Origin of the sequence: Leifsonia sp. NPDC058292, assembly GCF_042880955.1 — a bacterium.
GTDB lineage: Bacteria > Actinomycetota > Actinomycetes > Actinomycetales > Microbacteriaceae > Leifsonia.
Genome location: NZ_JBHVYL010000004.1, coordinates 1 through 24264, shown reverse-complemented (window position 1 = coordinate 24264; position 24264 = coordinate 1). Strand labels below are relative to the sequence as shown.

Annotated in this window: 25 protein-coding genes; 19 read left to right on the top strand and 6 right to left on the bottom strand. The window is 68.7% G+C overall.

Annotated features, from left to right (window positions below; genetic code table 11):
- Nucleotides 1-163 precede the first annotated feature (163 nt).
- The 7 genes from ACFVWR_RS04340 (at nt 164) to ACFVWR_RS04310 (ending at nt 7623) form a co-directional block, all read left to right on the top strand.
- Nucleotides 164-2215 (top strand): TPM domain-containing protein, encoded by a 2052-nt coding sequence (locus ACFVWR_RS04340; protein WP_387208377.1) that lies wholly within the window; start codon nt 164-166, stop codon nt 2213-2215.
- A gap of 35 nt (nt 2216-2250) precedes the next feature.
- A complete protein-coding gene (locus tag ACFVWR_RS04335; RefSeq protein ID WP_387208375.1) occupies nt 2251-3027 on the top strand; it encodes a PspA/IM30 family protein in 777 nt (258 codons plus the stop codon).
- A gap of 134 nt (nt 3028-3161) precedes the next feature.
- The gene (locus ACFVWR_RS04330) at nt 3162-4118 is read left to right on the top strand and encodes an arginase family protein (RefSeq protein WP_387208373.1); all 957 of its coding nucleotides are present in this window, start codon (nt 3162-3164) and stop codon (nt 4116-4118) included.
- A 21-nt stretch (nt 4119-4139) separates the two neighbouring features.
- The gene (locus ACFVWR_RS04325) at nt 4140-4925 is read left to right on the top strand and encodes a crotonase/enoyl-CoA hydratase family protein (RefSeq protein WP_387208371.1); all 786 of its coding nucleotides are present in this window, start codon (nt 4140-4142) and stop codon (nt 4923-4925) included.
- Between the two features lie 24 nt (nt 4926-4949).
- Nucleotides 4950-6398 (top strand): dihydrolipoyl dehydrogenase family protein, encoded by a 1449-nt coding sequence (locus ACFVWR_RS04320; protein ID WP_387208369.1) that lies wholly within the window; start codon nt 4950-4952, stop codon nt 6396-6398.
- Nucleotides 6399-6418: 20 nt separating this feature from the next.
- Entirely contained in the window at nt 6419-6766 is a 348-nt protein-coding gene (locus ACFVWR_RS04315; RefSeq protein ID WP_387208598.1) for a Fe-S oxidoreductase, read from the top strand.
- On the top strand, nt 6763-7623 hold the full coding sequence (locus ACFVWR_RS04310) for an SDR family NAD(P)-dependent oxidoreductase (RefSeq protein ID WP_387208367.1): 861 nt from the start codon (nt 6763-6765) through the stop codon (nt 7621-7623). Before ACFVWR_RS04315 ends, ACFVWR_RS04310 begins: the two co-directional genes overlap by 4 nt.
- 37 nt (nt 7624-7660) lie before the next feature.
- On the opposite strand, the gene ACFVWR_RS04305 is transcribed toward ACFVWR_RS04310, so the two are convergent.
- Nucleotides 7661-8107, bottom strand: coding sequence for an SIP domain-containing protein (locus tag ACFVWR_RS04305; protein ID WP_387208365.1), 447 nt, complete (start codon nt 8105-8107; stop codon nt 7661-7663).
- Between the two features lie 101 nt (nt 8108-8208).
- Between ACFVWR_RS04305 and ACFVWR_RS04300 the strand changes: the two genes are divergently transcribed.
- Nucleotides 8209-9276, top strand: a complete 1068-nt coding sequence (locus ACFVWR_RS04300) for an ATP-dependent DNA ligase (protein ID WP_387208363.1) — start codon at nt 8209-8211, stop codon at nt 9274-9276.
- A gap of 100 nt (nt 9277-9376) precedes the next feature.
- Here ACFVWR_RS04300 and ligD read toward each other — a convergent pair whose 3' ends face one another.
- Nucleotides 9377-10396 (bottom strand): non-homologous end-joining DNA ligase, encoded by a 1020-nt coding sequence (ligD, locus tag ACFVWR_RS04295; protein ID WP_387208361.1) that lies wholly within the window; start codon nt 10394-10396, stop codon nt 9377-9379.
- Between the two features lie 156 nt (nt 10397-10552).
- Here ligD and ACFVWR_RS04290 point away from each other — a divergent pair, with 156 nt between their 5' ends.
- On the top strand, nt 10553-11230 hold the full coding sequence (locus tag ACFVWR_RS04290) for an endonuclease/exonuclease/phosphatase family protein (RefSeq protein WP_387208596.1): 678 nt from the start codon (nt 10553-10555) through the stop codon (nt 11228-11230).
- On the opposite strand, the gene ACFVWR_RS04285 is transcribed toward ACFVWR_RS04290, so the two are convergent.
- On the bottom strand, nt 11186-11659 hold the full coding sequence (locus tag ACFVWR_RS04285) for a hypothetical protein (RefSeq protein ID WP_387208359.1): 474 nt from the start codon (nt 11657-11659) through the stop codon (nt 11186-11188). The genes ACFVWR_RS04290 and ACFVWR_RS04285 overlap by 45 nt on opposite strands.
- 181 nt (nt 11660-11840) lie before the next feature.
- On the opposite strand from ACFVWR_RS04285, the gene ACFVWR_RS04280 reads away from it, so the two are divergent.
- Entirely contained in the window at nt 11841-13280 is a 1440-nt protein-coding gene (locus ACFVWR_RS04280) for a lipase maturation factor family protein (RefSeq protein WP_387208357.1), read from the top strand.
- 23 nt (nt 13281-13303) lie between these two features.
- On the opposite strand, the gene ACFVWR_RS04275 is transcribed toward ACFVWR_RS04280, so the two are convergent.
- The gene (locus ACFVWR_RS04275) at nt 13304-14023 is read right to left on the bottom strand and encodes a hypothetical protein (RefSeq protein ID WP_387208355.1); all 720 of its coding nucleotides are present in this window, start codon (nt 14021-14023) and stop codon (nt 13304-13306) included.
- A gap of 16 nt (nt 14024-14039) precedes the next feature.
- On the opposite strand from ACFVWR_RS04275, the gene ACFVWR_RS04270 reads away from it, so the two are divergent.
- The gene (locus tag ACFVWR_RS04270; RefSeq protein WP_387208353.1) at nt 14040-14342 is read left to right on the top strand and encodes a DUF1905 domain-containing protein; all 303 of its coding nucleotides are present in this window, start codon (nt 14040-14042) and stop codon (nt 14340-14342) included.
- 12 nt (nt 14343-14354) lie between these two features.
- On the opposite strand, the gene ACFVWR_RS04265 is transcribed toward ACFVWR_RS04270, so the two are convergent.
- Together ACFVWR_RS04265 and ACFVWR_RS04260 are read right to left on the bottom strand one after the other, a co-directional pair.
- A complete protein-coding gene (locus ACFVWR_RS04265; protein WP_387208351.1) occupies nt 14355-14858 on the bottom strand; it encodes a hypothetical protein in 504 nt (167 codons plus the stop codon).
- Nucleotides 14848-16164 carry an MFS transporter gene (locus tag ACFVWR_RS04260; RefSeq protein WP_387208349.1) on the bottom strand — a complete coding sequence of 439 codons (1317 nt, stop codon included), beginning with the start codon at nt 16162-16164 and terminating at the stop codon, nt 14848-14850. Before ACFVWR_RS04260 ends, ACFVWR_RS04265 begins: the two co-directional genes overlap by 11 nt.
- 80 nt (nt 16165-16244) lie before the next feature.
- On the opposite strand from ACFVWR_RS04260, the gene ACFVWR_RS04255 reads away from it, so the two are divergent.
- The 8 genes from ACFVWR_RS04255 (at nt 16245) to ACFVWR_RS04220 (ending at nt 24207) form a co-directional block, all read left to right on the top strand.
- Nucleotides 16245-16955 (top strand): IclR family transcriptional regulator, encoded by a 711-nt coding sequence (locus tag ACFVWR_RS04255; protein WP_387208347.1) that lies wholly within the window; start codon nt 16245-16247, stop codon nt 16953-16955.
- Between the two features lie 109 nt (nt 16956-17064).
- Nucleotides 17065-18036 (top strand): helix-turn-helix domain-containing protein, encoded by a 972-nt coding sequence (locus tag ACFVWR_RS04250; RefSeq protein WP_387208345.1) that lies wholly within the window; start codon nt 17065-17067, stop codon nt 18034-18036.
- Between the two features lie 227 nt (nt 18037-18263).
- The gene (locus ACFVWR_RS04245; protein WP_387208343.1) at nt 18264-19088 is read left to right on the top strand and encodes a MoaF C-terminal domain-containing protein; all 825 of its coding nucleotides are present in this window, start codon (nt 18264-18266) and stop codon (nt 19086-19088) included.
- A gap of 25 nt (nt 19089-19113) precedes the next feature.
- A complete protein-coding gene (locus ACFVWR_RS04240; protein WP_387208341.1) occupies nt 19114-19503 on the top strand; it encodes a nuclear transport factor 2 family protein in 390 nt (129 codons plus the stop codon).
- A 173-nt stretch (nt 19504-19676) separates the two neighbouring features.
- A complete protein-coding gene (locus tag ACFVWR_RS04235; RefSeq protein ID WP_387208339.1) occupies nt 19677-20864 on the top strand; it encodes an ABC transporter substrate-binding protein in 1188 nt (395 codons plus the stop codon).
- 28 nt (nt 20865-20892) lie between these two features.
- Nucleotides 20893-21753 carry a branched-chain amino acid ABC transporter permease gene (locus tag ACFVWR_RS04230; protein ID WP_387208337.1) on the top strand — a complete coding sequence of 287 codons (861 nt, stop codon included), beginning with the start codon at nt 20893-20895 and terminating at the stop codon, nt 21751-21753.
- Nucleotides 21740-23518, top strand: coding sequence for an ATP-binding cassette domain-containing protein (locus tag ACFVWR_RS04225; RefSeq protein ID WP_387208335.1), 1779 nt, complete (start codon nt 21740-21742; stop codon nt 23516-23518). Before ACFVWR_RS04230 ends, ACFVWR_RS04225 begins: the two co-directional genes overlap by 14 nt.
- Nucleotides 23515-24207, top strand: a complete 693-nt coding sequence (locus tag ACFVWR_RS04220) for an ABC transporter ATP-binding protein (protein WP_387208333.1) — start codon at nt 23515-23517, stop codon at nt 24205-24207. Before ACFVWR_RS04225 ends, ACFVWR_RS04220 begins: the two co-directional genes overlap by 4 nt.
- Nucleotides 24208-24264: the final 57 nt, after the last annotated feature.

The window sequence follows — 24264 nt, the reverse complement described above, 5'->3', positions numbered from 1 at the left end:
CCGCGACATCCCGACCATTGTGGGCAGGCGGGCCTCGGGAGCGCATCCCGTCGCGCAACATGACGAAACACTCTGCGCTCACAGGCAGCGTTCAGACTCTGGCGGTGGCGGAGATCCGCCCAATAGACTCGGCCAGTACCACCAGGCTCGAGAGAGTGAGTAGATGCGCGCACGTGAGGTCGTCGGCGGAGCCCTTCTGGCGCTCGCTCTGATCATGGGGGCGCCGCTGGCGGCGAGCGCTCAAGACCCGGTCGAACTGGGCAGCGGCCATGTCGTCGATCAGGCCGGAGTCGTCTCGCCGAGCGACGAGAAAGTCATCGCGAACGCGGCGGCGGAGCTGTACAAAGACCACCAGATCGACCTCTACGTCGTCTATGTCGACCAGTTCACCAACCCGTCGCAGGCGGCCGACTGGGCGAACCAGACGGCGGAGAACAACAACCTCGGCCCCAAGGACTACCTGCTCGCCGTCTCGACCGACGGGCGTGCGTACTACCTCTCGGGCGATTCCGAAGGCCCCGTCAGCGACGACCAGCTCTCGCAGATCGAGAACAACGACATCGAGCCGAAGCTGAAGGCGGGCGACTGGTCGGGGGCTGCGGTCGCGGCGGCGAACGGCCTCGGGGATGCGGTCGGCGGCGGCAGCGGCGGCTCCGGCTTCTTCTGGTTCTTCCTGATCGCCATCGTCGTCGTCGGGCTCATCATCTTCTTCGTCGTGCGCAGCCGGTCGAAGAAGAAGGCGACGACCGGCGGAACCGCGACCAGCGGGCCCGCGACACCGCAGAGCGAACTCCAGACGATGCCCATCGCCGAACTCGAGCGTCGCGCCGGCTCTGCTCTCGTACTGACCGACGACGCCGTGCGAACCAGCGAGGAGGAGCTCGGGTTCGCAACCGCCCAGTACGGCGCGCAGTCCGTCGTCCCCTTCCAGGCAGCGCTCGACACCGCCAAGGCGCAGCTCACCGACGCCTTCAAGCTCAAGCAGAAGCTCGACGACGCGGAACCCGACAGCGAACAGCAGACACGGGAGTGGAACGCGCAGATCGTGCAGCTGTGCGCCGCGGCGAACGATGCGCTCGACAAGCAGGCTGACGCGTTCGACGACCTGCGCGCGCTGGAGAAGCGCATCCCGGAGGCAAGCGCCGAGATCCAGACGGCTGCAGCCGAGGTGCAGGGCAGAATAGCGCCGGCGACCGCGACATTGACCGCCCTCGGTGAGCGCTACACCGATGCCTCACTCGCGACGGTGCACGACAACATCGCACAGGCGAGCGAGCGTCTCTCGTTCGTGACGACGGCGCTCGCGGCCGCGAAGCAGAAGAGCGACGCGGGCGACGCCTCAGCGGCCGCCATCGGGGTGCGCGCCGCCGAAGAGTCGGTCGACCAGGCCAAGCTGCTTCTCGACGCCGTTGATCGCCTGGGCCACGACCTGGCGACGACGCAGCAGACCATCGACGCCACGATCGCCGAGCTCGAGAGCGACGTCGCCGCCGCGCGGGCGCTCGCGGCCGCCGGAGATCCGCAGGGCACGATCGCGGGTGCGGTCGCCGCGACGGAGCAGACACTCACCGACGTCACAGCGAAGGTCGCCGCCGGTCGTGTGAACCCGCTCGAGATCCGCCAGCGGCTCGAAGCCGCGAACCAGTCCATCGACGGTGTGCTCCAGGGTGTTCGGGATGCGCAGCAGCAGACGCAGCGCGCACAGAGTTCCCTGCAGCAGACGCTGCTCTCCGCCAAGAGCAGGGTCTCCGCCGGCGAAGACTTCATCACCGCCAGGCGCGGCGCGGTCGGGCCGGAGGCACGAACCCGGCTCGCCGAGGCCGGACGACTGGTCGTGCAGGCCGAGGCGGCTGCTGCGGACGACCCGGTGTCGGCGCTGGCGCAGGCGCAGCGCGCCGACCAGCTCGCCGAGCAGGCCATCCAACTCGCCCAGCAAGACGTCGGCGGTTTCCAACCCTCCTCCGGCGGTCTCGGCGGACTGTTCGGCGGCGGCACGAGCGGCGGCGGCGGCGGCGGAAACGGAGCCATGGGCGCGATTCTCGGCGGCATCCTCATCAACTCGGTGCTCGGCGGCGGGGGCGGCGGCGGACTGTTCGGCGGAGGCGGCGGCGGCGGTCGCACCGGCGGTGGTCGCATTGGTGGCGGGGGCGGATTCAGCCCAGGAAGCTTCGGCGGGGGCGGCACTCGTTCCCGTCGCGGAGGTGGACGGTTCTAGGCCTTGATCGTCGGGCCCAAACGAAAGGAAGCACAATGGCAAAGCAGTCAATCTTCGGGCGGATCTCGCAGCTGATGAAGGCGAACGTCAACGCCCTCATCGACCAGGCCGAAGACCCGGAGAAGATGCTCGACCAGATGGTGAGGGACTTCACCAACAACATCGCCGACGCCGAGAGCGCCATCGCTGAGACCATCGGCAATCTGCGGCTGCTCGAAGACGACCACCGCGAAGACGTCGAGGCGGCCGGCGAGTGGGGCCAGAAGGCGTTGGCGGCGAGCAAGCAGGCCGACGTCTATCGTTCGGGTGGCGACGCCGCCAACGCGGACAAGTTCGACAACCTCGCGAAGGTCGCACTGCAGCGGCAGATCGCGGCCGAGAACGAGGCCAAGGCGGCCGAGCCGCAGATCGCATCCCAGACCGAGATCGTCGACAAGCTGAAGTCGGGCCTGAACGGCATGAAGACCAAGCTCGAGCAGTTGAAGAGCAAGCGCAGCGAGCTCATCGCCCGTGCGAAGAGCGCGCAGGCGCAGTCGCAGGTGATGGATGCGGTGAAGAGCGTCGACATCCTCGACCCCACCAGCGAGGTCGGCCGGTTCGAAGACAAGATCAAGCGCGAGGAGGCGCGGGTTCGCGGCGCGTCCGAACTAGCGGCGTCGAGCCTCGACGCCCAGTTCAACCAGCTGGACGACCTCGGCGAGATGACGGAGGTCGAGGCGCGGCTCGCCGCTCTCAAGACCGGCGGCTCCCCCGCCCCGGCGGCGGTGACCGCCGACCCGACGTCGTCGGCGCCGTACACGCCGGGCCAGTGACCGAGGCGCGGCGGCGGCCGAGCGTCCCCGCCGCGTCGGCACTGCAAGACACGACGCACTCCCACCCCGACAGAGTTGGATGACCGAATGACGACAGTGGTGCACGCCCGCGCGGGCGCGACCGGGGTTCGCGGATGAGCGGGGCGACGTTCCTCGTCGTGCCGCAGTGGCAAGGGTCCGGCTCGTCCCGCGCGATGCGGCTGATCGACGGTGCAGAAGCCATCCGCGGCGATCTGCCCTCGGCCGCGACCACCGTCGTTCCGGTGCCGGCCTCCGCCGGTGACTCGCTCGGCACCGGCGTGCACCGCTTCTCGTCGCTCATCAGCATCCGAGACGCCGTTCTCGCCGAGCTCTCGGTTCTCGAAGCTCCGGTGATCACGATCGGCGGCGACTGCGGGGCCGACCTCGGCGGCATTCAATACGCGCTGGCCGGGCGGCCTCCGGGCAGCGTCGCGGTCGTGTGGTTCGACGCCCACGGCGACCTGAACGACGTGGATTCCTCGCCGTCCGGAGCCTTCCACGGCATGGTGGTCCGGGCTCTGCTCGGCGACGGCGCCGAAGGCCTGGCCTCCACCGGGGCGGCAGTCCTTCCGCGATCGAATCTCGTGCTCGCGGGCACCAGGGCGCTCGACGACGGTGAGGAGTCGTTCGTCACCGCCTCGGGCATCAGCGTGCTCTCCGCCGATGACGTCGCCGACCCGCAGACCGTGGTTGAAGCGGTCGCCGCGACGGGCGCGACAGCCGTCTACCTGCACATCGACCTCGACGTGCTCGACCCCGCCACGATGGACGGCATCGGCTATCCGGAACCGTTCGGGGTGCAACCCGGCCAGCTCGCGGATGCGGTGCGGGCGTTGCGCGCCCGGTTCGAGCTCGCCGGCGCTGCGATCACCGAGTTCGCTCCCGAGTCTCCGGAGAACGCCGAGCGCGATCTTCCGGTCATCCTGCGCATTCTCGGCTCGTTGACCGCCGCGCTGCCCGCCGCCGCGGGCGACGGTTCGGCGAGCGCTCTCGGCGGGTCGAACTCCTCCACGAACGGCGGAGCTCGGCATCTCTCCACAGATTCGCCGCCTCCGGACGACACGGTCTGAGTGTCGAGTAGCTTGAGAGACATGACCGAACCCAAGATCCTCACCGAACGGCGGGGGCACGTTCTGCTCATCGCGTTCAACCGTCCGGAGAAGCGCAACGCCGCAGACTACGACCTGCTCAGTCAGCTTGCTGCCGCGTACGGAGAGCTGGAGCGAAACCCCGAGTTGCGGGTCGGACTGGTCTACGCCATCGGGGAGCACTTCACGGCCGGGCTCGACCTCGCCGATCTCGGCCCGCGCATCGGCGCGGACGGTCTGTCGTTCACCGAGCAGGGCGGAATCGATCCCTGGCAGGTCTCCGGGGTGCAGCTCACCAAGCCCGTCGTCGTCGCGGTGCACGGAACGTGTCTCACGCTCGGAATCGAGCTGATGCTCGCGGCCGACATCTCCGTCGCGGCACGATCGACCACGTTCGGGCAGATCGAGGTGACCCGCGGCATCCTGCCGTTCGGCGGTGCAACGCTGCGCTTTCCTCGTGCCGTCGGCTGGGGCAACGCGATGCGCTACATCCTCACCGGCGACACGTTCGACAGCGCCGAGGCGCTTCGCATCGGGCTCGTGCAGGAGGTCGTCGACGACGGTGAACAGTTCGACCGCGCGCTCGCCATCGCCGAGCGGATCGCCGCCCAGGCGCCGCTCGCGGTGCAGGCGGCCCTGAGCAACGCCAAGCGTGCGGTGCGAGAAGGCGACGCCGCCGCAGAATCAGAATTGCAGCCCACACTCGTGCGGCTGGTCGCGAGCGAAGACGCCGCGATCGGCATGCGAGCCTTCCTCACCCGAACAGAAGCAGAGTTCGTCGGGCGCTAGCCGACGAGACAGGAGTCGAAAAGAATGGCAACGACCGAATACGACGTCATCGTGATCGGTGCGGGCGCCGTCGGCGAGAACGTCGCCGACCGCGCCGCGCAGGGCGGCCTCCGCACCGTGATCGTCGAGTCCGAACTCGTTGGTGGCGAGTGCTCCTACTGGGCTTGCATGCCGTCGAAGGCCCTGCTGCGCAGCGGCGCCCTGCTCCGGGCGGCCGAACGGGTCGGCGGGGTTCGCGAGGCGGTCACCGGGAAGCTCGATGTCGCGGCCGTGCTGAAACGTCGCGACTACGTCACGAGCGACTGGAAGGACGACGGGCAGGTCGAATGGCTGAACGGGGCCGGCATCGACCTCGTGCGTGGCCGGGGAGTCATCACGGCTCCGCGTGAGGTGACAGTCACCGCCGAAGACGGCACGGTCACCGTGCTCACCGCCAAGCACGCGGTCGGCATCGCGACCGGTTCCGCCGCACTTCTGCCCGACATCCCCGGCCTGCGCGAGAGCCAGCCCTGGACGAGCCGCGACGCCACGAGCGCCCAGCACATCCCGTCGTCGCTCATCGTGCTCGGCGGCGGCGTCGTCGGGGTCGAGATGGCGACGGCATATGCCGGATTCGGCACGAAGGTCGATCTCATCGCCCGCGGGGCCCTGCTCAGCGCCAACGAGCCGTTCGCGGGAGAGCTGGTGGCCGACTCCCTGCGCGAGCTGGGTGCGACGCTTCACCTGGATGCGTCGCCGACCTCGGTCGAACGCACGGAAGACGACAAGCTCCTCGTGCGACTGAACGATGGGTCCACCATCGAGGCCGAGGAACTGCTGGTCGCGACGGGCCGGGTGCCGAACACCGCCGACCTCGGTCTGGAGGCCTTCGGCCTCGAGGGCGGAGAGTGGCTCCACGTCGACGACACCCTGCGCGTGCTCGGTGCCGACGGTGAGCCGGTCGACGGCGGCTGGCTCTACGGCGTGGGAGACGTGAACCATCGCGCGCTCCTCACCCACCAGGGCAAGTACCAGGCCCGAGCGGCCGGCGACGCCATGGCGGCGCGTGCCCGTGGCGTCGACGTCTCCCTCGAACCGTGGACGACCTATGTGGCGAACGCGGACCACCAGTCGGTTCCCCAGGTCACGTTCACCGATCCTGAAGTGGCGTCGGTCGGGCTCACCGCACAGGCGGCCGAAAAGGCGGGTTACCGCATCCGCGTCGTCGACTACGCCATCAGCAACGTGTCGGGCGCCACCATCGCGGCCGACAACTACACGGGCCAGGCCCGCATGGTCGTCGACGAAGACCGTCAGGTCGTGCTCGGCGTGACGTTCGTCGGCCAAGACGTCGGCGAACTCCTGCACTCCGCCACGATCGCCGTGGTCGGCGAGGTTCCCCTGTCGAGGCTGTGGCACGCGGTGCCGTCGTATCCGACGCTCAGCGAGGTCTGGCTCCGGCTCCTCGAGACCTACGGCCGGCCGACGGAGTAGAAGTGCGCGCGATACGACGGATGCTGCTCGACTCTCCGATCAGCTGGCTCGGATACCTCTACGCCACGGCCGTCGGCCTGGTGTGGGGCTTCATCTGGAGCACAGGGCGAGTGGAGCGACGGCAGGGGATGTTCGTGTTCCGCGGCATGCCGCCGCGCACGTTCGGCCGGGGCGGCTCGTGTGTCGGAGGGTGCTACCTCACCGCGCAGAACGTCTCCGACGACGTGCTGGAACACGAAGCCGTACACAAACGGCAATGGCAGCGCTACGGGATGCTGTTCCCGTTTCTCTACCTGATCGCCGGGCGCGATCCACTCAAGAACCGCTACGAGATCGAAGCAGGACTCGAGAAAGGGGGCTACGTATGAGCGCAGCAGACGGAAAGCGCACGATCGTGCTCACCGGGGCCAGCTCGGGAATCGGCGCGGTCGCGGCCGCGCAGCTGGCCGCGCAGGGCAACGAGCTCGCCGTGGTGGGCCGCAACGCGGAACGCACCGAAGCCGTGGCCGAGCGGGTCGGCGCGACGCCCTTCCTCGCCGACTTCGAACGTCTCGACGACGTGCGCGCCCTGGGCGCCGCGCTGCTCGACCGCTACGACCGCATCGACGTGCTCGCCAACAATGCCGGAGGCCTCTACTCCAAGCGTGAGGTGACGGTCGACGGCCACGAGCGCACGTTCCAGACCAACCACCTGGCGCCCTTCCTGCTCACGAGCATTCTGCTTCCGCGGCTGGTGGCAACGGCCGAGGCCGGTCATCCCGCTCGCGTCGTCTCCACCGCCTCTCTCGCCAACCTCTTCGGCAACGTGCGGCTCGACGACCTCGAGTTCGAGAAACGCCCGTGGCTCGGCGGCTGGCACGCGTACGGCACAGGAAAGCTCGAGACGATTCTCTTCATCCGCGAGCTCTCCGAACGGCTCACCGGCACCGACGTCGAAGCGTTCTCGTTCCACCCGGGCACCATCGCCACCAACTTCGGCATGTCGTCGCCGCTCATCCGTTTCGGCGCTGCGGTCACACGGGGAACGTACGGCATCACCGTAGAAGCCGGCGCCGCTCCCCTCGTCAGGCTGACCGCCGATACGCCCGTCGGCGCTCCGAGCGGTACGTACTTCGACCGTTTGACGGCCAATGGCAAGGTGCGGCAACAGGCGCGAAACGCCCAGCTCGGGCGCGACCTCTGGACAGTCAGCGAGCAACTGACAGGCGTCGACGCCGTGGTGTGACCGCGAGCGTGACGCCGAGGGTGACGGCTATCCCGGCTCAGTGAGAGGTCGGCACCGAGACGGAGGAGGGCAGCATGCCGACCTCCGACACGAGATGCTCCTGCACCTCGGCGACGAGTGAGAAGCCACCGAGAACGATCGCGCGGGTCTCCCCCGGGCCGTCGCAGAGCATTTCCGCGCTCCAGGCACGAACGGCACGGGTCGCAGCCTCGCCGCGAGCGCAGCGTGCCCCGCTGCCGGGACGCCCGGTGCGACGAGAGCGTGCGAGCCAGGTGACCGTCATCCGCATCGGGATCGCCAAAGCGACGGCGTCTTCAGGATGCTCGACCTCGACGAACACGCGGCCCCGAGCGCACAGCGGCAAGAGCGCCAGTTCCGCCTCGAGCTGCGTCAGCGACGACTCGTCCGCGACGACCAAGAACTGCACACGGTCATCGTGGTGGGCGGTGGTCGCGGTGTGGTGCGCGTGATCGGGTCGGTACATCGTGCTTTCAGTATAGGCGAGCCTTACCTAACCATCACCGGCTCGAAGCGGATGCCCAGCAGCGACTTCCCTCCGAGCGCACGGCGGAGCATGATCGAACCATGCAGCCCACGGCGAAAACCCCGATCGCACCGATGCTGGCGAAAGCCGTACCGAAAGTTCCGGAGGCCGACTCCGTCGAGGGCGGCCTGAGCTACGAGCCCAAGTGGGACGGCTTTCGGGCGATCGTCTACGCCGAAGGATCCGGCACGAGCGTCGACCGTGTCGAGATCGGCAGCCGCGGCTCCAAGATGCTCACCCGCTACTTTCCCGAACTGGTCGACGCGTTCACCCGGCTCCTGCCGGGCCCGTGCGTGCTCGACGGCGAGATCGTCGTGCCCACCGGTGAGCCCGGGTCGCAACGGCTCGACTGGGAGGCTCTGTCGCAGCGCATCCATCCCGCCGCAAGCAGGGTGACCCTTCTCGCGGAGCAGACGCCCGCGACGTTCGTCGCCTTCGACCTACTCGCGCGTGGCGACGAATCGCTGGTCGACGCACCGTTCGCCGACCGTCGTGCCGCCCTAGAAGAGTTCGCCGGAGAGCTTCCCGCGCCCCTGCAGCTCACCCGAACGACCACCGATGTCGACCTGGCGCGCCGCTGGCTGCAGGAGTTCGAGGGCGCCGGCCTCGACGGCGTGGTCGCGAAGCCGCTTGCCGCCCCGTACGCCCCCAACAAGCGCACGATGCTGAAGATCAAGCACCACCGGACGGCGGATGTGGTCGCGCTCGGCTACCGCATCCACACCAGCGGACGCGGCGTCGGCTCGCTGCTCGTCGGTCTGTACGACTCGACGGGAACGCTCCGCAACGTCGGAGGCGTCTCGGCCTTCAGCGACGTTCGCCGCCTCGAACTCATCGACGAGCTCGCACCGCTGGTCGAGCGCGACGAGAACGGCGACCCCACGAAAGGCGAGACCGAACGGAGCCGCTTCTCCTCGGGCAAAGACGTGTCGTTCGTTCGCCTGCGCCCCGAACGCGTGCTCGAAGTCCGCTACGACCAGATGGAAGGGATGCGCTTTCGGCACACGGCCCAGTTCGAACGCTGGCGCCCCGATCGCGACGCGGCCTCCTGCACCTTCGAGCAGCTCGAGCGCCCGGTCGCGTACGACTTGGCCGACGTGCTCAGCTGAGACCGCCCGAAGGGCGAGTTGTTGCGAGCGCGAGGGTCTTCTGGCTCGCAACAACTCGCCCTTCGGCGGTCGGCTGACTCAGAAGGGGTCGCCTCTGGGCTCAGGGCTTCTTGGCCCGGCTCGGCTGCACCCGCGGCGGCTCGCCCGGCATCTTCGGGTAGTCGGGAGGAAACGGAAGCTCCCCGAGGCCCGACTCCAGGTCGCGCTTCCACCAGCCGAGCAGCTCGTCGATGCGACCGGGCTTCTGCCCGAACGTCTCCCAGGGGTCGCCGACGCTCGCGAGACGGTCAGGCACCGTCAAGACCGTGAAGTCCTTCGGATTCACGGTCTCCAGCTCGTCCCAGGTGATCGGCGTCGCCACCGGAGCATGAGCCAGGGCCCGAGGGCTGTATGCGCCTGCCATCGTGCGGTCCCGATTCGCCTGGTTGAAGTCGACGAAGATCCGTTCCCCGCGTTCCTCCTTCCACCAGGCGGTGGTGACCGCATCCGGCATCCGCCGCTCGAGTTCGCGGGCCGCTGCGATGACCGCGTGCCGCACATCCTGGAACTCGTGGGTCGCCTCGATCGGCGCGAACACGTGCAGCCCGCGGTTTCCGGAGGTCTTGATGTAGGCGTCCAGACCCGCCTCGGCCAGCACCTTGCGCAATTCGATCGCGGCCGGCACCGCGTCGTCGAAATCCGTGCCGGGCTGCGGATCGAGGTCGATGCGCAGCTGATCCGGGTTGTCGGAGTTGTCGGCACGCGACGGCCAGGGGTGGAACACCACCGTGTTCATCTGTACGGCCCAGACGACCGCCGCCGGCTCGTCGAGCACGACTTGCGGATGCGACCTCGCGCTCGGGTAGACCACCATCACCGAGCGCACGTAGTCCGGAGCACCGCGCGGCGGGTTCTTCGAGAAGAACTGTTCGCCGTCGATCCCCTCCGGAAAGCGCTGCAGCGAGACCGGGCGGTCGCCGTTCGCGCGCAGGAACGCGTCGCCGACGGCGATGAAGTAGTTCGCCAGATCGAGTTTCGTGATGCCGAGCTCGGGCCACAGCACTCGGCTGGGGCTGGAGATCCGAACGTCGCGCTCGCCGTTCGGGCCGGGAACCGTGATCACAACCGCTTCGCTCGCCATGCCACCACCGTACTCGCGGCGTGTGTTCGCAGTCACTCCCCGATGACTCTGTTGTGAATTCCGTGTGCGAAGCGTTGTCGCGCAACGGGTCTGTGCGATTCTGGGCAAGAATGTCTAAGCGTCCCTATCCCCGACCGAGGATGCGCGAGAAGAGGGATTCAACTGAGGATCATCAGCTACAACCTGCGCAAACACGCGGCGGGCCACGAGTTGGCCGACATCGCGGCGGTCCACGACGTCGACGCCCTGTGCCTGCAGGAGTGCGACGCGGAGGCGCTGCCGGAACGACTGCACCACCTCGTGCTGGCCGACGCCACCAAGACGAACCGCCTCGGCCTCGCTATCTACGTGCGCGAGAGCAAGTACGACATCATCGAGACCAAGGTCTTCGCGGTTCAGAAGTCGGTGCACGATCGCGTTCTCGCTCCGGCGCACGAGCGGCTGCTGGCCGCCCACCTGCACGACCGCGAGACGGGCGAGGATGTGCTGGTCGGCTCGTTCCACGCCGCCCCGCTCACCGCATCCAACTCCCTGCGCCGCAAGCAGATCTCGGCCGCGCACGCCGGCATGCGTTCGCTCGCCGACGACATCCCCGCCGTGATGGTGGGCGACTTCAACTACCCGTGGTTCATCCGCGGCCTCGAGCGCCGGCTGACCACCACCGGCTATGCGCTCATGCGCAGCACCGAGCCCACCTACCTGCGGTACAAGTTCTTCACCGGCTACTTCGATTTCGTCACGTCGACCGGTTTCGACATCAAGCAGGTCGATGTTCTGCCCGCGGGCGCGTCAGACCACCGCGCGATCAGCCTCGACGCCCGCCTCGCCGCCTGACGTCTGCACCGCCGACGACGGGACGGCCGGCGCCGGCGCTGACGGCGGGACGGCCGACGACGGCACCGACACCCTGTCACCCGGCGCGGGTTCGATGACTCCGAGGGCGATCAGCCTCGACCGGATGCCGCCCACCCGGCGCCCGGTCGCCGCCGCGATCTCCTTCACGGCTTCGCCGCGGGCGAAGGCCTCGACCACCGCGGCCTCCTCCTCGATCGTCCAGCGACGATAGGCGTTCGGATGCTCCCTTCGCGCGCGCTGGATCGGGTCTTCCACGAGCACCTGCACACCTACCACCTCGTCGAGCCGCCAGCGGGCGACGGCTTCTTCGCTCTCCGATCGCCACCAGGCGATTACGCCGTCGTCGATCGTCATCAGTGACGAATCGACGTCGATGACGCCTCCGTCGATCGTTGAAATGCGCAACACAGCAGCCTCCCCAGTGGTGAAATATCGAATGCCTTCGACGGTAGTGGGCAGGATATCGCCGCACCAGAGCACGTACGCGTGACGCCCTCGGCCGACCGTGAGGGCACCCCTGTGCGCCTGCTGAACTGCGGCGTATGGTTGTCGCGTTTCTGCGAGAGGACTCGGCGGAGGAGGCTCGGCGATGACATGGTGGGACTGGCTCGCGGCCTCCGACTACACCGTCGCGCGCGAGGTGCTACAGCGCGGAGTCGCCGCGCTGTACCTCATCGCCTTCGTCTCGGCCGTGAACCAGTTTCCGGCGCTCCTCGGCGAGCACGGGCTCCTTCCCGTGCCGCGATTCCTGACCACCCTGTACGCCCGACGCCAGCCCACCCTGTTCCGGTGGCGGTACTCCGACCGGCTGTTGCTCGCCGTCGCGTGGACGGGCGCCGGGCTCTCCGCCCTGCTCGTCGTCGGCGTGCCTCAGGCGGCGCCGTCGTGGGTGCTCATCCCCGTCTTCCTCGTCGTGTGGCTGCTCTACCTGTCGATCGTCACCGTCGGTCAGACGTTCTACTCGTTCGGTTGGGAGAGCCTGCTGCTGGAGGCGGGGTTCATCGTCGCCTTCCTCGGCGCCCACGACACGCCTCCACCGGTGACGATCGTCTTCCTGCTGCGCTGGCTGGTGTTCCGGCTCGAGTTCGGCGCGGGCATGATCAAGATGCGCGGCGACCGGTCGTGGCGCGACCTGACGGCCCTCTTCTACCACCACGAGACCCAGCCGATGCCGAATCCGCTGAGCCGCACCGCGCACCTGCTCCCCCGGTGGTGGCACCGCGTCGAGGTGCTCGGGAACCACTTCGCCCAACTCATCGTGCCGTGGTTCCTGTTCGCGCCGCAGCCGGTGGCGAGCGTGGCTGCCGCCATCGTCATCCTGACCCAGTTGTGGCTCGTTGCGACGGGCAACTTCGCCTGGCTCAACGTGATCACGATCGTGCTCGCGTTCGCCGCTGTGAGCGACTCGGCGTTCTCCTGGGTGCTGGGCGGAGCCCGGGTGGGCCCGGTCGGCGACACCGGCATGCCCCTGTGGTTCGCGCTGGTCGCCCTCACCGCGAGCGCACTGCTCGTCGTGTTGAGCTGGCCTCCGCTCCGCAACCTGTTCGCCCGCCGGCAGCTGATGAACGCGAGCTTCAACCGCTGGCATCTCGTCAACGCGTACGGTGCTTTCGGCAGCGTGACCAAACAGCGCTTCGAGGTGATCGTCGAGGGCACGGCCGACGATCCCGAGACTCCGGATGCCGAATGGCGGGAGTACGGGTTCAAGGGCAAGCCGGGCGAGGTGACGCGCATCCCCCGCCAGTTCGCGCCCTATCACCTGCGGCTCGACTGGCTGATGTGGTTTCTCGCCCTCGGCTCGCGCGACACCCGCTGGTTCGAGATGTTCCTGCTGAGGCTCCTCGAAGCGGATGCGCCGACCCTCGCCCTGCTGCGCACCGATCCGTTCAACGGTTCGCCACCGCGTGCCGTGCGGGCGCGCACCTTCCTCTACCGTTTCGCCACCCGCGAGGAGAAGCGGGAGTCCGGGGCGATCTGGATGCGCACCGAGGTCGGGGTGCTGGTGCCGCCGGCGAGCCTGCGCGGCTGACCACGCACACGCCGACATCCCGGTCAGTAGCCGCCGCGCTCCTCTTGCAGTCGCGCGAGGTCGCGCTGGATGAGCAGCCGCAGCCGCCCGGGTCGCTCCTCCTCGTAGCCGGCCTTCAACGCCTCCACGCCGGAGAAGGCGTCGAGGGAGGCGCCGATGGCGTCGCCCACCTCGTCCCACGCGTCTTTGCGCGACCGCTCCACGATGGCCAGCAGCTCCTCGTCGGAGTCCGCCCGCGTGCGCAGCGCATCCGCCAGCGCCGTGGCAGCGGCCTCACGCCGCAGCAGGTTGGCGCCGTCGACGTCGCGGTAGTCGTGCGGATGCTCGGCGTCACCCCCGCGCCCGGCCACCGCGAGCCACGCTTCGGCGGCACGGGCGGAGGCCTGTTCCTGCTCGTCGGCGAGTTCCCGGAGCATCTCCGCCGCCTGCTCCGTGTGCCTCGCCGGGTCGAACGCGTTTCCGAGCTGGATGGTGTCGACGACGATGTGGTTCTTGACCGCCATGCGCGTGGCGTAGTCCGCCAGCAGCATCCCCTCTTCGACCGATTGGTCGAGCGAGGCGGGCTCGATCTCGATGAGCGCCTTCTCGTCGAACGGCCGCATGCTGGGCTTGCCCGCCCGTTTGCGGAACCAGTTCGGCCAGCGCATCCGTCTCCTCGTCGTCGGCCGACGCGAACGGAACGTCGTCGCTCGGCTCGTCCATTCTTTCAGGTGGTCGCGTGGAATGGTGAGCGTCGGCGGCATGCGGCAGAGTGGAGTCATGGCGGGCATCCGATACGAATTCGAGGCGGATCTGTGGCGCTGGGAGGCGCGGCGCGACCTGTGGGTGTTCGCGCGGTTGCCGCTCGACATCTCGCAGGAGATCCACGATCAGCCGCATCCTCCGGCCGGGTGGGGGTCGGTGAAGGTGATGGTCACCCTCGGCGGCTCGCGGTGGGCGACCTCGATCTTTCCCGAGTCGGCTGACGGGGCGTACACCTTGGCGATCAAGGGGTCTGTGCGCAAAAAGGAGGGCGTCGGCCTCGGGGATGTGGTGAGGATCGGCATCGAGACCCTGGCCTAGCCGGGAGGTCGCTCACCTCGGCACCAGCATCCAGGTCGTCATGGCGCACATCGCGACCGCGGACGAGAGCGGAAGCAGCCCGCGGACCAGGCCGATGCGCCGGGTCGCCCGCACGGCCGAAGCGAGGCAGCCGATCCCGAGCACGACCACCGACAACGCCAGTGCCACCGTGATCGGGGCGACCCCGCCGCCGGCCCCCGGATGCGCGTGAGGGACCAGCCCCATGACGCCCGGCCCCGCGCTGTGGCCGCGGTGGGCGAACAGGAGGCCGAGCACCACCATCAGTGCCATCGCGAACGGCTCGGCAGCCAGCTGGGCGGCTCCGCTCCGACGGCCGCGCCGGGCCGCCCAGGCCGACAGCGTCAGCAGCAGGGCGATCCACACCGGCGCGGGCAGTACGGTGATCGCCGGAACGGCCATGTCCGCGGTGGCCAGCAGGGAGACGATCGGCACGACGATGCCCGGCCGGCCGGGCGCACGAACCGGGTTCATGCCGCGGTGCAGCTCAGCGTTCATCGATTCCGAGCGGCACCCCCGACCGGTCTTTGAGGAGCAAGGTCGCGCCGAAGGCGATCACGGTCACCACGGCGATGTAGCCGGCGACAGCGAACACCGTTCCGGTCGACTGCACGAGCGCGGTGGCGATGGTCGGCGCGAACGCCCCACCGATGACCGCGCCGAGTGCGTAGGAGACGGAGACCCCCGAATACCGCACTCTGGCAGGGAACATCTCGGCGAAGAACGCGGCCTGCGGCCCGTAGGTGAGACCGTTGCCGACGGTGAACAGGGCGAGGCCGAGGAAGAGCAGGAACACGTTGCCGGTGTTCACGAGTACGAAGAGCGGCACGACGGTGATCAGCTGGCAGATCCACCCGATGATGTAGGTGCGACGGCGGCCGATGCGGTCGGAGACCACGCCGCCGAACCAGGTCATGATCAGCCAGACGACGGCCGATGCGCTCACCGCGAGGAGAACGGGTGTGCGCTCGAGCCGGATGGGTCCGTCCGGGTCGGTCGTGTAGTTCTGGAGGTAACCGCCGGTGGTCATGTAGCCGGCGACGCTGTTGCCCGCGAACGTCAGCGCCGCCAGCAGCACGAGCCAGCCGCTGTGGCGGAACAGCTCGACGATGGGAAGCCTCGTGCGCTGCTTCTGCTGCGCCAGCTGCAGGAACACGGGGCTCTCCTCGACCGTTCGGCGAACGAGGAAGCCGACGACGACGAGGATCGCGCTCACCAGGAAGGGAACACGCCACCCCCACTCGACGAACGCGTCGCCCGGCGAGAATACTCCGCTCATCAGCGCGAGCACGCCGGATGCGAGCAGCAGGCCGAGGGGCACGCCGATCTGCGGGAACGCGCCGAACTTGCCGCGCTTGTCGTCGGGGGCGTGCTCGACGGCCATCAATACCGCGCCGCCCCACTCACCACCGGCGGAGACCCCCTGCAGGATGCGCAGCACCAGGAGCATCACCGGCGCCGCGACACCGATCTGCGCGTACGTGGGCAGAAGACCGATCAGGGTCGTGGAGGCTCCCATGAGCAGCAGGGTGGCGACGAGCATCGCCTTGCGGCCGATGAGATCGCCGAAGTGGCCGGCCAGAAAGGCGCCGAGCGGCCGGAAGAGAAAGCTCACGCCGACCGACGCGAACGCCAGGAGCACCGACACCTGCGGGCCCGCGGGCTCGAAGAACAGGTTCGCGAACACCAGACCGGCCGCGCTCGCGTAGATGAAGAAGTCGTACCACTCGACGGTGGTTCCGATCACGGTGGCGACGGCGACCCTGCGGAGGTCCTTTGTGACGGGCGGGGCTACGGCTGTCATGCGTTCTCCTTTGAACACTCGAACGTATACGATCTGAGATACTATACAGACCCGTTCGGGCGGTGCGCCAGAATGGCAGCATGGCGACCGCATCCGCACCCGACACGCCCCACTCGCAGACGCTCTCCCGCGGCATCCGGGTGCTGGAGATCCTCGCCGAGTCGGACGAGCCGATGACCATCGCGGCCGTCTCCGCCGCCCTCGGCGTGCACCGTTCGATCGCGTACCGCATCCTTCGCACCCTGGAGAGCCACGGCCTCGTCGTGCGCGACGCTGCCGGATCGATGCAGCTGGGCCCGCGGATGGCCGCCTTGGCCCGGTCCGTGTCGCGCGACCTGCAAGCGGCGGCGCTGCCCGCCCTCACCGCCCTCGCGAACGACCTCACCATGACGGCGTTCCTCGCCGTGCTCGACCGCCACGAGGTCGTCACCCTGGTGAGTGTGGAGCCCACGCACGCGCACGCCGCCGTCGCTCAGCGCCCTGGAACGCGGCATCCACTCGCATCCGGCGCGCCCGGGATCGCCATCCAGTCGGTGCTCACGGAGAGCCAGTGGCAGGCGCTCGGCGACGAGCATCCGCGAGCCGAGGCCGCCGACGCCCGGCGCCAGGGGTACGCGACGAGCCACGACGAGGTCATTCCGGGGCTCGCCTCGGTCGCCGTTCCCCTGGTGCTCCCCGGTCAGCCCCCGGCCGCCATCGCGGTGGTCTACGTGGCGGGCGGGCGAGAGGTAGCGCCGATCGGGGCCAGGCTGGCGGATGCGGTCGCCGCGGTACGGGCCGAACTCGCCTGAGCCGAGCCGCGAGGAACAGGGGTGGACTGGTCGGTCGCCGCGAACGGATGATATGGTCCGTATCACGGATCGTATACAGTGTCGTCACGAACCCGAGTGAGGTGCCCCCGTGCTCAGCAGTTCCCTTCCGCAATCCCCCGCCGCCAGCCGCGTGACCACGTCGGTCGCGCGTAACTTCAGCGAGTTCCGGACGGCGGTGTCCGAGTCGTTCGTGCCGTTGCACGTCACGAGCTCGCATCCCGACCCGTTCTGGGGTCGCATCCGATCGGCCAGCGCCGACGAGGTGCACGTCTCGGAGGTGAGCGCCGCCGAACACGTGGTGGAGCGCACGCCCGAGCTGATCGCGCGCAGCGACCGGCACTACTTCAAGCTCAGCCTCCAACTCGCAGGCACCGGCCTCCTCATCCAAGACAATCGCGAAGCGGTGTTGCAGCCCGGCGACCTCGCCGTCTACGACACGCATCGGCCGTACTCCCTCGTGTTCGACGACGACTTCCGCACCATGGTCGTCATGTTCCCGAAGCACCTCATCGATCTGCCGGCCGACGTCGTCGCGCAGCTCACGGCGGTGCGGATGAGCGGCAAGACCGGCGTCGGCAGCATCATCGTGCCCTTCCTCGCGCAACTCGTCGGCAACCTCGAACAGCTCTCGGGCGCGACCGGCGCCCGCCTCGCCCACAGCGCGCTCGACCTCGTCACGACGATGTTCGCGAACGAGCTCGACGTGAGCCAGGGCCCGGCGAACTCGCATCAAGCACTGATGCAGCGCATCCGCGGCTACATCGACGCCAACCTCGCCTCCACCGATCTCGGGCCGACGCAGATCGCCGCCGCCCACTTCATCTCCACGCGGCACCTGCACGGCATCTTCCGTGAGCAGGGCACCACGGTGTCGTCGTGGATCCGCACCCGCCGGCTCGACCGGTGCCGCCGCGACCTGCTGAACCCGCTCTACGCCGATCGGCCCGTTGCCGCCATCGCCGCGCGGTGGGGTTTCGTGGATGCGGCCCATTTCAGCCGCGTGTTCAAGGCCGCGTACGCCGAGTCCCCGAGCGAGTTGCGCGCCACCTCTCGCATCTGACGTCCTCGTCCTTCCGCCGCCGAGGGGCGAGACAACGCGAGCTGCGCCCGGTGCGCGCTCGCAACGACTCGCCCCTCGGCGGATGCGCGAGCGGGGTGAGCGTTGTCGGGCAGCGAAGGCGGCTTGTCGGCGGGCGTACGAAGCGGTCCGAGCCGTTGAGAGGGCGCTGAGGCACGGCGAGCATGGGGATGTCCGCATCGAGGCGGGCAGTCAGTGAAGGGACTCCCATGTCAGAGACCGCCGCCACCGCCGATCCCGCCACCGCCGATCCCGCCATCGAGGAGTGGCGCACCTACGACGAGTTCGCCGCCGGCATCGACACGTACCGGCTGCCGAACACCGACATCGCAGGCACCGCGATCGCTCTCACGCTCGACGACGGTTCCACCGTCGAGCTGGCTTTCGCCGAACACTCCGTGGCGTGGCGCAGCACGGCGGCCTTCGGCTCCCCCGACGGCGCACACGACCCATACGACGCGGTCGCGGTGCGCGATGACGTGGTCTTCGTGAACCTGCCGCTGACCAGCGTCGAGCGCGAGGCCCTGACGATCGTCTACTCGACGACCACGCACCGGGCCCTTGTCGCGCACTCCGTGATCGGCGACGAAGATGTGGAGGGCACGCCACTCGTTCGGCAGACGTTCTGGTCGGCGGTCACCGACGGCGGCGAACCGTCGGGCGAGATCCCGGCTCCGTCGCGCGACCTGATCGGCAAACGCAACGTCTACCGGTACAGCCCGCACCACCTCTACGAGCACGTGTACGTGTCGTCGCAGCGCTACGCCTGGCAGTGCCTGGAGGGAGTGCAGCGCGGCCACGGCGACATGGATCTCTCCACCGTCTGGAAGTTCGCCGACGGCCTGTACCTGTTCTGTTTCCGCGAGTTCCGCATCGCCGTGGCGAGCGTGTGGCTGCACGACCTCGGCTACGGCCTGATGACCACCGGCATCTTCCTCGGCCTGAACGGCGCGGGCGAGTCGGAGCATTCGCGCGCCGGCGGCCACATCTACCCACTCGGCTCGGTGTCGTATCCCGACGCCCAGCCCGTCTGAGCACGACCGACCGGAGGAGTCCACCATGACCACGAACCACGACATCATCAGGGCGCACTACGACGCGAGCGACCGCGGAGACCTCGACGGGATGCTCGTCCCGCTCGCCCCCGACGTGCGCTGGACCGAGATGGCCGGCTTCCCGTACGCCGGAACCTACATCGGCCCCGATGAGGTGCGGGCGAACGTGTTCGAACGCATCGGGGCCGAATGGAACGGCTACACGGCCGCGATCACCGAGCTCATCGACGGCGGTGACACCATCGTCGGCCTGGGAACCTACAGCGGAACGTTCAAGGCGACCGGGCGGTCCTTCGAGGCCCGCGTCGCCCACGTCTGGCGTCTGGAGAACGGCCGCGTCGTGCGTTTCGAGCAGTTCACCGACACCGCGCTCGTGCGCGACGCCGTGCGCTGAGCGAGCCTTCCCGCAGAATCAACCAGCGTGCAGCGACAGACAACATCCGTCGACCGGCCGCCCATAGCGTCGTGGCAACGAATCACGAGATTCGTCCGTTCGCCGTCACACCGCGGGCGGAGAGCGTGCCACGACGAGGTGGTCGTGGTGCAACCCGAGAGGCAGGGAAGCGCATGAAGAGACACGTGTTCTACGCAGCCGCAGCGGTCGCGGCATCCGCGGCGCTCGTGCTGAGCGGCTGCAGCGGCGGTGCGGGCGGCGATGGTGCAGGCAAGATCGTCGTCGGATCGGTCAACACCAAGAGCGGCGCCGCCGCCTTCCCCGAGGCGTCGCAGGCAGCAGCGGCCGTCTTCGCCGACCAGAACGCCAAGGGCGGCATCAACGGCCACAAGATCGACTACAAGAGCCTCGACGACAAGGGCGACCCGGCCACCGCGTCAGCGAACGCCCGCGAGATCGTCGGCAGCGACGAGGCCGTCGCCATGGTGGGCTCTGCGAGCCTCATCGAGTGCGAGATCAACGCCAAGTACTACGAGCAGCAGAAAGTGCTCTCGATCCCGGGCGTCGGCGTGGACACCGGATGCTTCGACAACGCGAACATCTCGCCCGCCAACGTCGGGCCCTTCAACGACATGACACTCACCCTGTACTGGGGTTCCGAGGTCGCGAAGCTCGACAACATCTGCGTGCTGCTGGAGATCGCGGGCAGCACTCGGCCTGCCTACCAGAAGGCCATCGACAAGTGGACCGAGATCACGGGTAAGAAGCCGCTCTACGTCGACGACACCGTTCCGTACGGCGCCAGCGACTACACGCCGTACATCGTGAAGGCGAAGGACGCCGGCTGCAAGGCCCTGGCGATCAACCCGGTCGAGCCCGACGCCATCGCACAGGTGAAGGCGGCCAACGCCCAAGGCTGGAACGACGTGAACTGGCTCTACCTCACCAGCGTCTACAGCGACAACTTCGCCAAAGCGGTCAGCGACGCCGGCGCCGGCATCTACGTTCCGGCCGAGTTCTACCCGTTCACCGACGCCTCCAGCGACATCAACAAAGACTGGCGGACGCTGATGCAGAAGAACGACATCCCGCTGACCTCGTTCTCGCAAGGCGGCTACCTCGCGGCGAAGTACTTCATCCAGGTCGCCGATGGCATCAAGGGCGACATCACCCGCGAGTCGGTCACCAAGGCGCTGCACGACATGAAGCCCATCGAGAACCCGATGGTCGGAACCCCGTACAGCTTCGGAACGGCGAAGACCCACGCCGGCAACACGGCCGGCTGGCCGATCAAGCTGGTCACCGGCAAGAACGCCTGGGAACTCAACGGGGACGACTGGATCCGCATCCCGAGCGAATAGCTCGAGACGCGTCGAACGGAGCTGATCAATGCTGCAGGGTGCACTCGCCGGGCTCGCCGCGGGCGGCCTCTACGCCGTACTCGCGGTGTGCCTGACCCTGATGTCCCGCCTCGTGCGGGTCGTCAACTTCGCGCAGGCCGCCACGGGGATGTTCGGTGGTTTCGTGGCGGTCTGGTTCGTCAGCCATGGCGGCTGGCCGATCTGGCTGGCGTCGATCGTCGGCATCCTCATCGGTGCTGCGCTCAGCGCGCTGATCGGGCTGATCATCGCGACCTGGCTGTCGGAGGCGGACATCACCACCCGCTCGGCCGTCACGGTGGGGCCCCTGCTGCTCCTGATCTCGCTGTCGTTCATCCTGTTCGGCAACAAGCCGCAGCCGTTCAGCCCGATCATCGCGGGGCCGGCGTTCACCGTCGGCGGCGTGGTGATCAGTCAGGTCACCGTCGCCACCGTGTCGCTCGCGATCGTGGTGGCGGTGGCCTGCCGGCTGGTGCTCTCCCGCACCTCGATCGGCACCAAGCTGCGCGCCCTCTCCGAGCGGCCGACGACGGCCGAGCTGATCGGCATCCCGTCGAAACCGCTCAGTGTCGCTGTCTGGGCCGTGACCGGGGTGATCAGCGCCCTCGCCATCATCATCGTCGCGCCCTCGCAGTCGAACGACGCGACGAGCCTGTCGATGCTGATCGTTCCCGCCTCCGCCGCGGCGCTGCTCGGGGCGTTCCGGCGACTCGATCTCGCCGTGATCGGCGGCCTGGTGCTCGGACTGCTGAGCGGCCTGGTCGCACAGATCGACGAGGTGTCGTTCATCCGCAACTTCCTCCCCTTCCTGTTCATCGTCGGATTCCTGCTGTGGATGCAGCGCAAGGAGGTGTGGGATGCGGCGCGCTAGCGGCACCCCGGCCGTGCGGATCGCACTGCCCTTCATCATCGCGATCGTCGGCCTCGCCGCCGGCTACGCGCTCAGCGTCGGTCTCTCGGGCTACTTCGTGTTCCTCGCCGTGAGCGCTGTCGTCGCGGCCATCGCCATCCTCGGTCTGGGCATCGTGACAGGGAGCGCGGGGATGATCGCGCTCTGCCAGCTGACGTTCGCCGCGATGGGCGCATGGATCGTCTCGCTGCTCAACACGATGAACGCACCCGGCGGCTTTATCGTGTGGCTCGTGCTCGGCGGACTCGCGGCGGGAGTCGTCGGCGTGCTCGTCGGGCTCCCCGCGCTCCGCCTGCGCGGAGTGAACCTGGCCGTCGTCACGCTCGGATTCGCCGCGGCGGCCGACGTCACCCTCGTCCAGATTCAGTTCCCGGGGTCGACCGACGGTGTCTCCGTGCTGCGGCCCGACGCGTTCAGCGACGACCGGTCGTACTTCTTCTTCAGCGTGATCGTGCTGGTCATCTGCGCCGTCGCCGTCTACTTCCTGCAGGGCGGCCGGTGGGGCAGCAGCTGGAAGTCCGTCGCGTTCTCGGAGCGCGGCACCGCATCCGTCGGCGCCAGCGTTCGCAGCTCCAAACTGACCGCGTTCGCCGTCAGCGCGACACTCGGCGGCATCAGCGGCGGACTCATCGCTGGGCAGGTGGGGCTGCCGTTCGCGAGCAGTTTCACGCCCATCCAGTCGCTCGCCCTGTACGTGCTCGCCATCATGTCGGGCGCGTATCTCATCGACATGGCCATCTTCGGCGGCATCGTGTGGGTGGCTGTTCCCGAACTGCTGAAGCGGTGGGGCATCCCGCAGGATTGGGCGTTCGTCATCTTCGGCGTTCTCGGCGTGCAGGCGCTCACCAGCGGCTCGAACCTCGGGCAGGGCATCCGGAACGCGTGGTGGAAACGGCAGGCGAAACGGGATGCCGCGACGGCGGTGTCGACGGGGCTGACGTCGACGGGGCTGGCCGATTCGCCCGCGACGGAGGCGGCCGCGGATCGGGAGGAGGCTCGGGTCGACAGCGCGCCCGGCGCACCGGTGCTCGTGGTCGAAGACCTCGGCGTCGCGTTCGGGCAGGTGAAGGCCCTCAACGGTGTGAGTCTCGTGGTGCGCGAGAACTCGGTGCTCGGACTCATCGGCCCGAACGGGGCGGGCAAATCGACGTTCGTCGACGCGGTCACCGGCTTCCTGCCGCAGCACACCGGCTCCGTGAGCCTGGACGGCCGCATCCTGAACGGCTTGTCGGCCACGAAACGCGCACGGCTGGGGCTGCGCCGAACCTTCCAGCAGGACAGGGTTCCGCCGACACTCACGGTCGAGGCGTATGTGCGGTTCGTCGCGCGCCGCCGGCTCACGAACTCCGAGATCGACGACACGCTCGCCTTCTTCGGCTGCCCGACGGCGACGACCCGGTTGCAGAGCGTCGATGTGGGAACGCGCCGGCTCGTGGAGGTGGCGGCCAACGTGCTGTCGCGGCCCCGCATCCTGATCCTCGACGAGCCCGCCGCCGGGCTGTCGCACGAAGAGCACCTCGAGCTCGGGCGACGTCTGCTGCTCGCGCCGGCGCGATTCGGCGTGGCGATCGTGCTGATCGAACACGACCTCGACCTGGTGCGCTCGGTGTGCTCCGAGATCACCGTGCTCGATTTCGGCGAAGTGCTGGCGAGCGGGCCGCAGGCCGACGTGCTCGCCGACCCGGCCGTGGTGAAGGCCTACATGGGCGAAACGGAGATGCTGTGAACGCGCTCGAACTCGAATCGGTGACGGTCAGCCGCGGCGCCGGGCCGGTGATCAGCGACGTCAGCCTGCGGGTCGAGCCGGGGCGCATCACGGCGCTGGTCGGGCCGAACGGCGCGGGCAAGACGAGCCTGCTCGAATCGGTGTCGGGCATCGTCGACGCCAGCGGCGGCAGGATCGTCGTCGACGGCGAACCGATCGGCAAGCTCTCCCGCGTGCAACGCGCCCGCCGCGGCATCGTGCACATCGAGCAGGGGCGGGCGATCTTCCCGTCGCTGACCGTGCAGGAGAACATCCGTCTCACCGCGGGCACCCAGCGCGGAGTGGAGGAGGCGCTCGCGCAGTTCCCGGAACTCGAGAAGCGCCGCGGCAGCGCATCCGGGCTGCTCTCCGGCGGCGAGCAGCAGATGGTGGTTCTCGCGCGCGCGTTCGCCTCGAAGCCGCGCTATCTGCTCATCGACGAGATGTCGCTCGGCCTCGCGCCAGTGGTCTTCATGCGGCTGCTGCCCATGATCAAACAGTTCAGCGAGTCGGGTGTCGGGGTGCTGCTCGTTGAACAGTTCACGCACCTCGCCCTGGGGGTGGCGACGGATGCCCTGGTCGTGGCCGGCGGACGCGTCACCTACCAGGGTTCCGCCGCCGATCTGCAGGCCTCCCCCGAGGTGCTGCACCACGCCTACCTCGGCGGCTGACGCCCCCGCCCTGAATCGAGGGGTCCCGACGCGCCGTTACATGGAGGCATGTAACGG

Coding starts and splice junctions, on each gene's coding strand:
- ACFVWR_RS04255 (WP_387208347.1), top strand. CDS start 16,245: ATGGCGACCGCATCCGCACCCGACACGCCCCACTCGCAGACGCTCTCC.
- ACFVWR_RS04330 (WP_387208373.1), top strand. CDS start 3,162: ATGAGCGGGGCGACGTTCCTCGTCGTGCCGCAGTGGCAAGGGTCCGGC.
- ACFVWR_RS04275 (WP_387208355.1), bottom strand. CDS start 14,023: ATGCCGCCGACGCTCACCATTCCACGCGACCACCTGAAAGAATGGACG.
- ACFVWR_RS04240 (WP_387208341.1), top strand. CDS start 19,114: ATGACCACGAACCACGACATCATCAGGGCGCACTACGACGCGAGCGAC.
- ACFVWR_RS04300 (WP_387208363.1), top strand. CDS start 8,209: ATGCAGCCCACGGCGAAAACCCCGATCGCACCGATGCTGGCGAAAGCC.
- ACFVWR_RS04225 (WP_387208335.1), top strand. CDS start 21,740: ATGCGGCGCGCTAGCGGCACCCCGGCCGTGCGGATCGCACTGCCCTTC.
- ACFVWR_RS04235 (WP_387208339.1), top strand. CDS start 19,677: ATGAAGAGACACGTGTTCTACGCAGCCGCAGCGGTCGCGGCATCCGCG.
- ACFVWR_RS04230 (WP_387208337.1), top strand. CDS start 20,893: ATGCTGCAGGGTGCACTCGCCGGGCTCGCCGCGGGCGGCCTCTACGCC.
- ACFVWR_RS04310 (WP_387208367.1), top strand. CDS start 6,763: ATGAGCGCAGCAGACGGAAAGCGCACGATCGTGCTCACCGGGGCCAGC.
- ACFVWR_RS04280 (WP_387208357.1), top strand. CDS start 11,841: ATGACATGGTGGGACTGGCTCGCGGCCTCCGACTACACCGTCGCGCGC.
- ACFVWR_RS04340 (WP_387208377.1), top strand. CDS start 164: ATGCGCGCACGTGAGGTCGTCGGCGGAGCCCTTCTGGCGCTCGCTCTG.
- ligD (WP_387208361.1), bottom strand. CDS start 10,396: ATGGCGAGCGAAGCGGTTGTGATCACGGTTCCCGGCCCGAACGGCGAG.
- ACFVWR_RS04245 (WP_387208343.1), top strand. CDS start 18,264: ATGTCAGAGACCGCCGCCACCGCCGATCCCGCCACCGCCGATCCCGCC.
- ACFVWR_RS04320 (WP_387208369.1), top strand. CDS start 4,950: ATGGCAACGACCGAATACGACGTCATCGTGATCGGTGCGGGCGCCGTC.
- ACFVWR_RS04265 (WP_387208351.1), bottom strand. CDS start 14,858: ATGAACGCTGAGCTGCACCGCGGCATGAACCCGGTTCGTGCGCCCGGC.
- ACFVWR_RS04270 (WP_387208353.1), top strand. CDS start 14,040: ATGGCGGGCATCCGATACGAATTCGAGGCGGATCTGTGGCGCTGGGAG.
- ACFVWR_RS04305 (WP_387208365.1), bottom strand. CDS start 8,107: ATGTACCGACCCGATCACGCGCACCACACCGCGACCACCGCCCACCAC.
- ACFVWR_RS04325 (WP_387208371.1), top strand. CDS start 4,140: ATGACCGAACCCAAGATCCTCACCGAACGGCGGGGGCACGTTCTGCTC.
- ACFVWR_RS04260 (WP_387208349.1), bottom strand. CDS start 16,164: ATGACAGCCGTAGCCCCGCCCGTCACAAAGGACCTCCGCAGGGTCGCC.
- ACFVWR_RS04335 (WP_387208375.1), top strand. CDS start 2,251: ATGGCAAAGCAGTCAATCTTCGGGCGGATCTCGCAGCTGATGAAGGCG.
- ACFVWR_RS04315 (WP_387208598.1), top strand. CDS start 6,419: ATGCTGCTCGACTCTCCGATCAGCTGGCTCGGATACCTCTACGCCACG.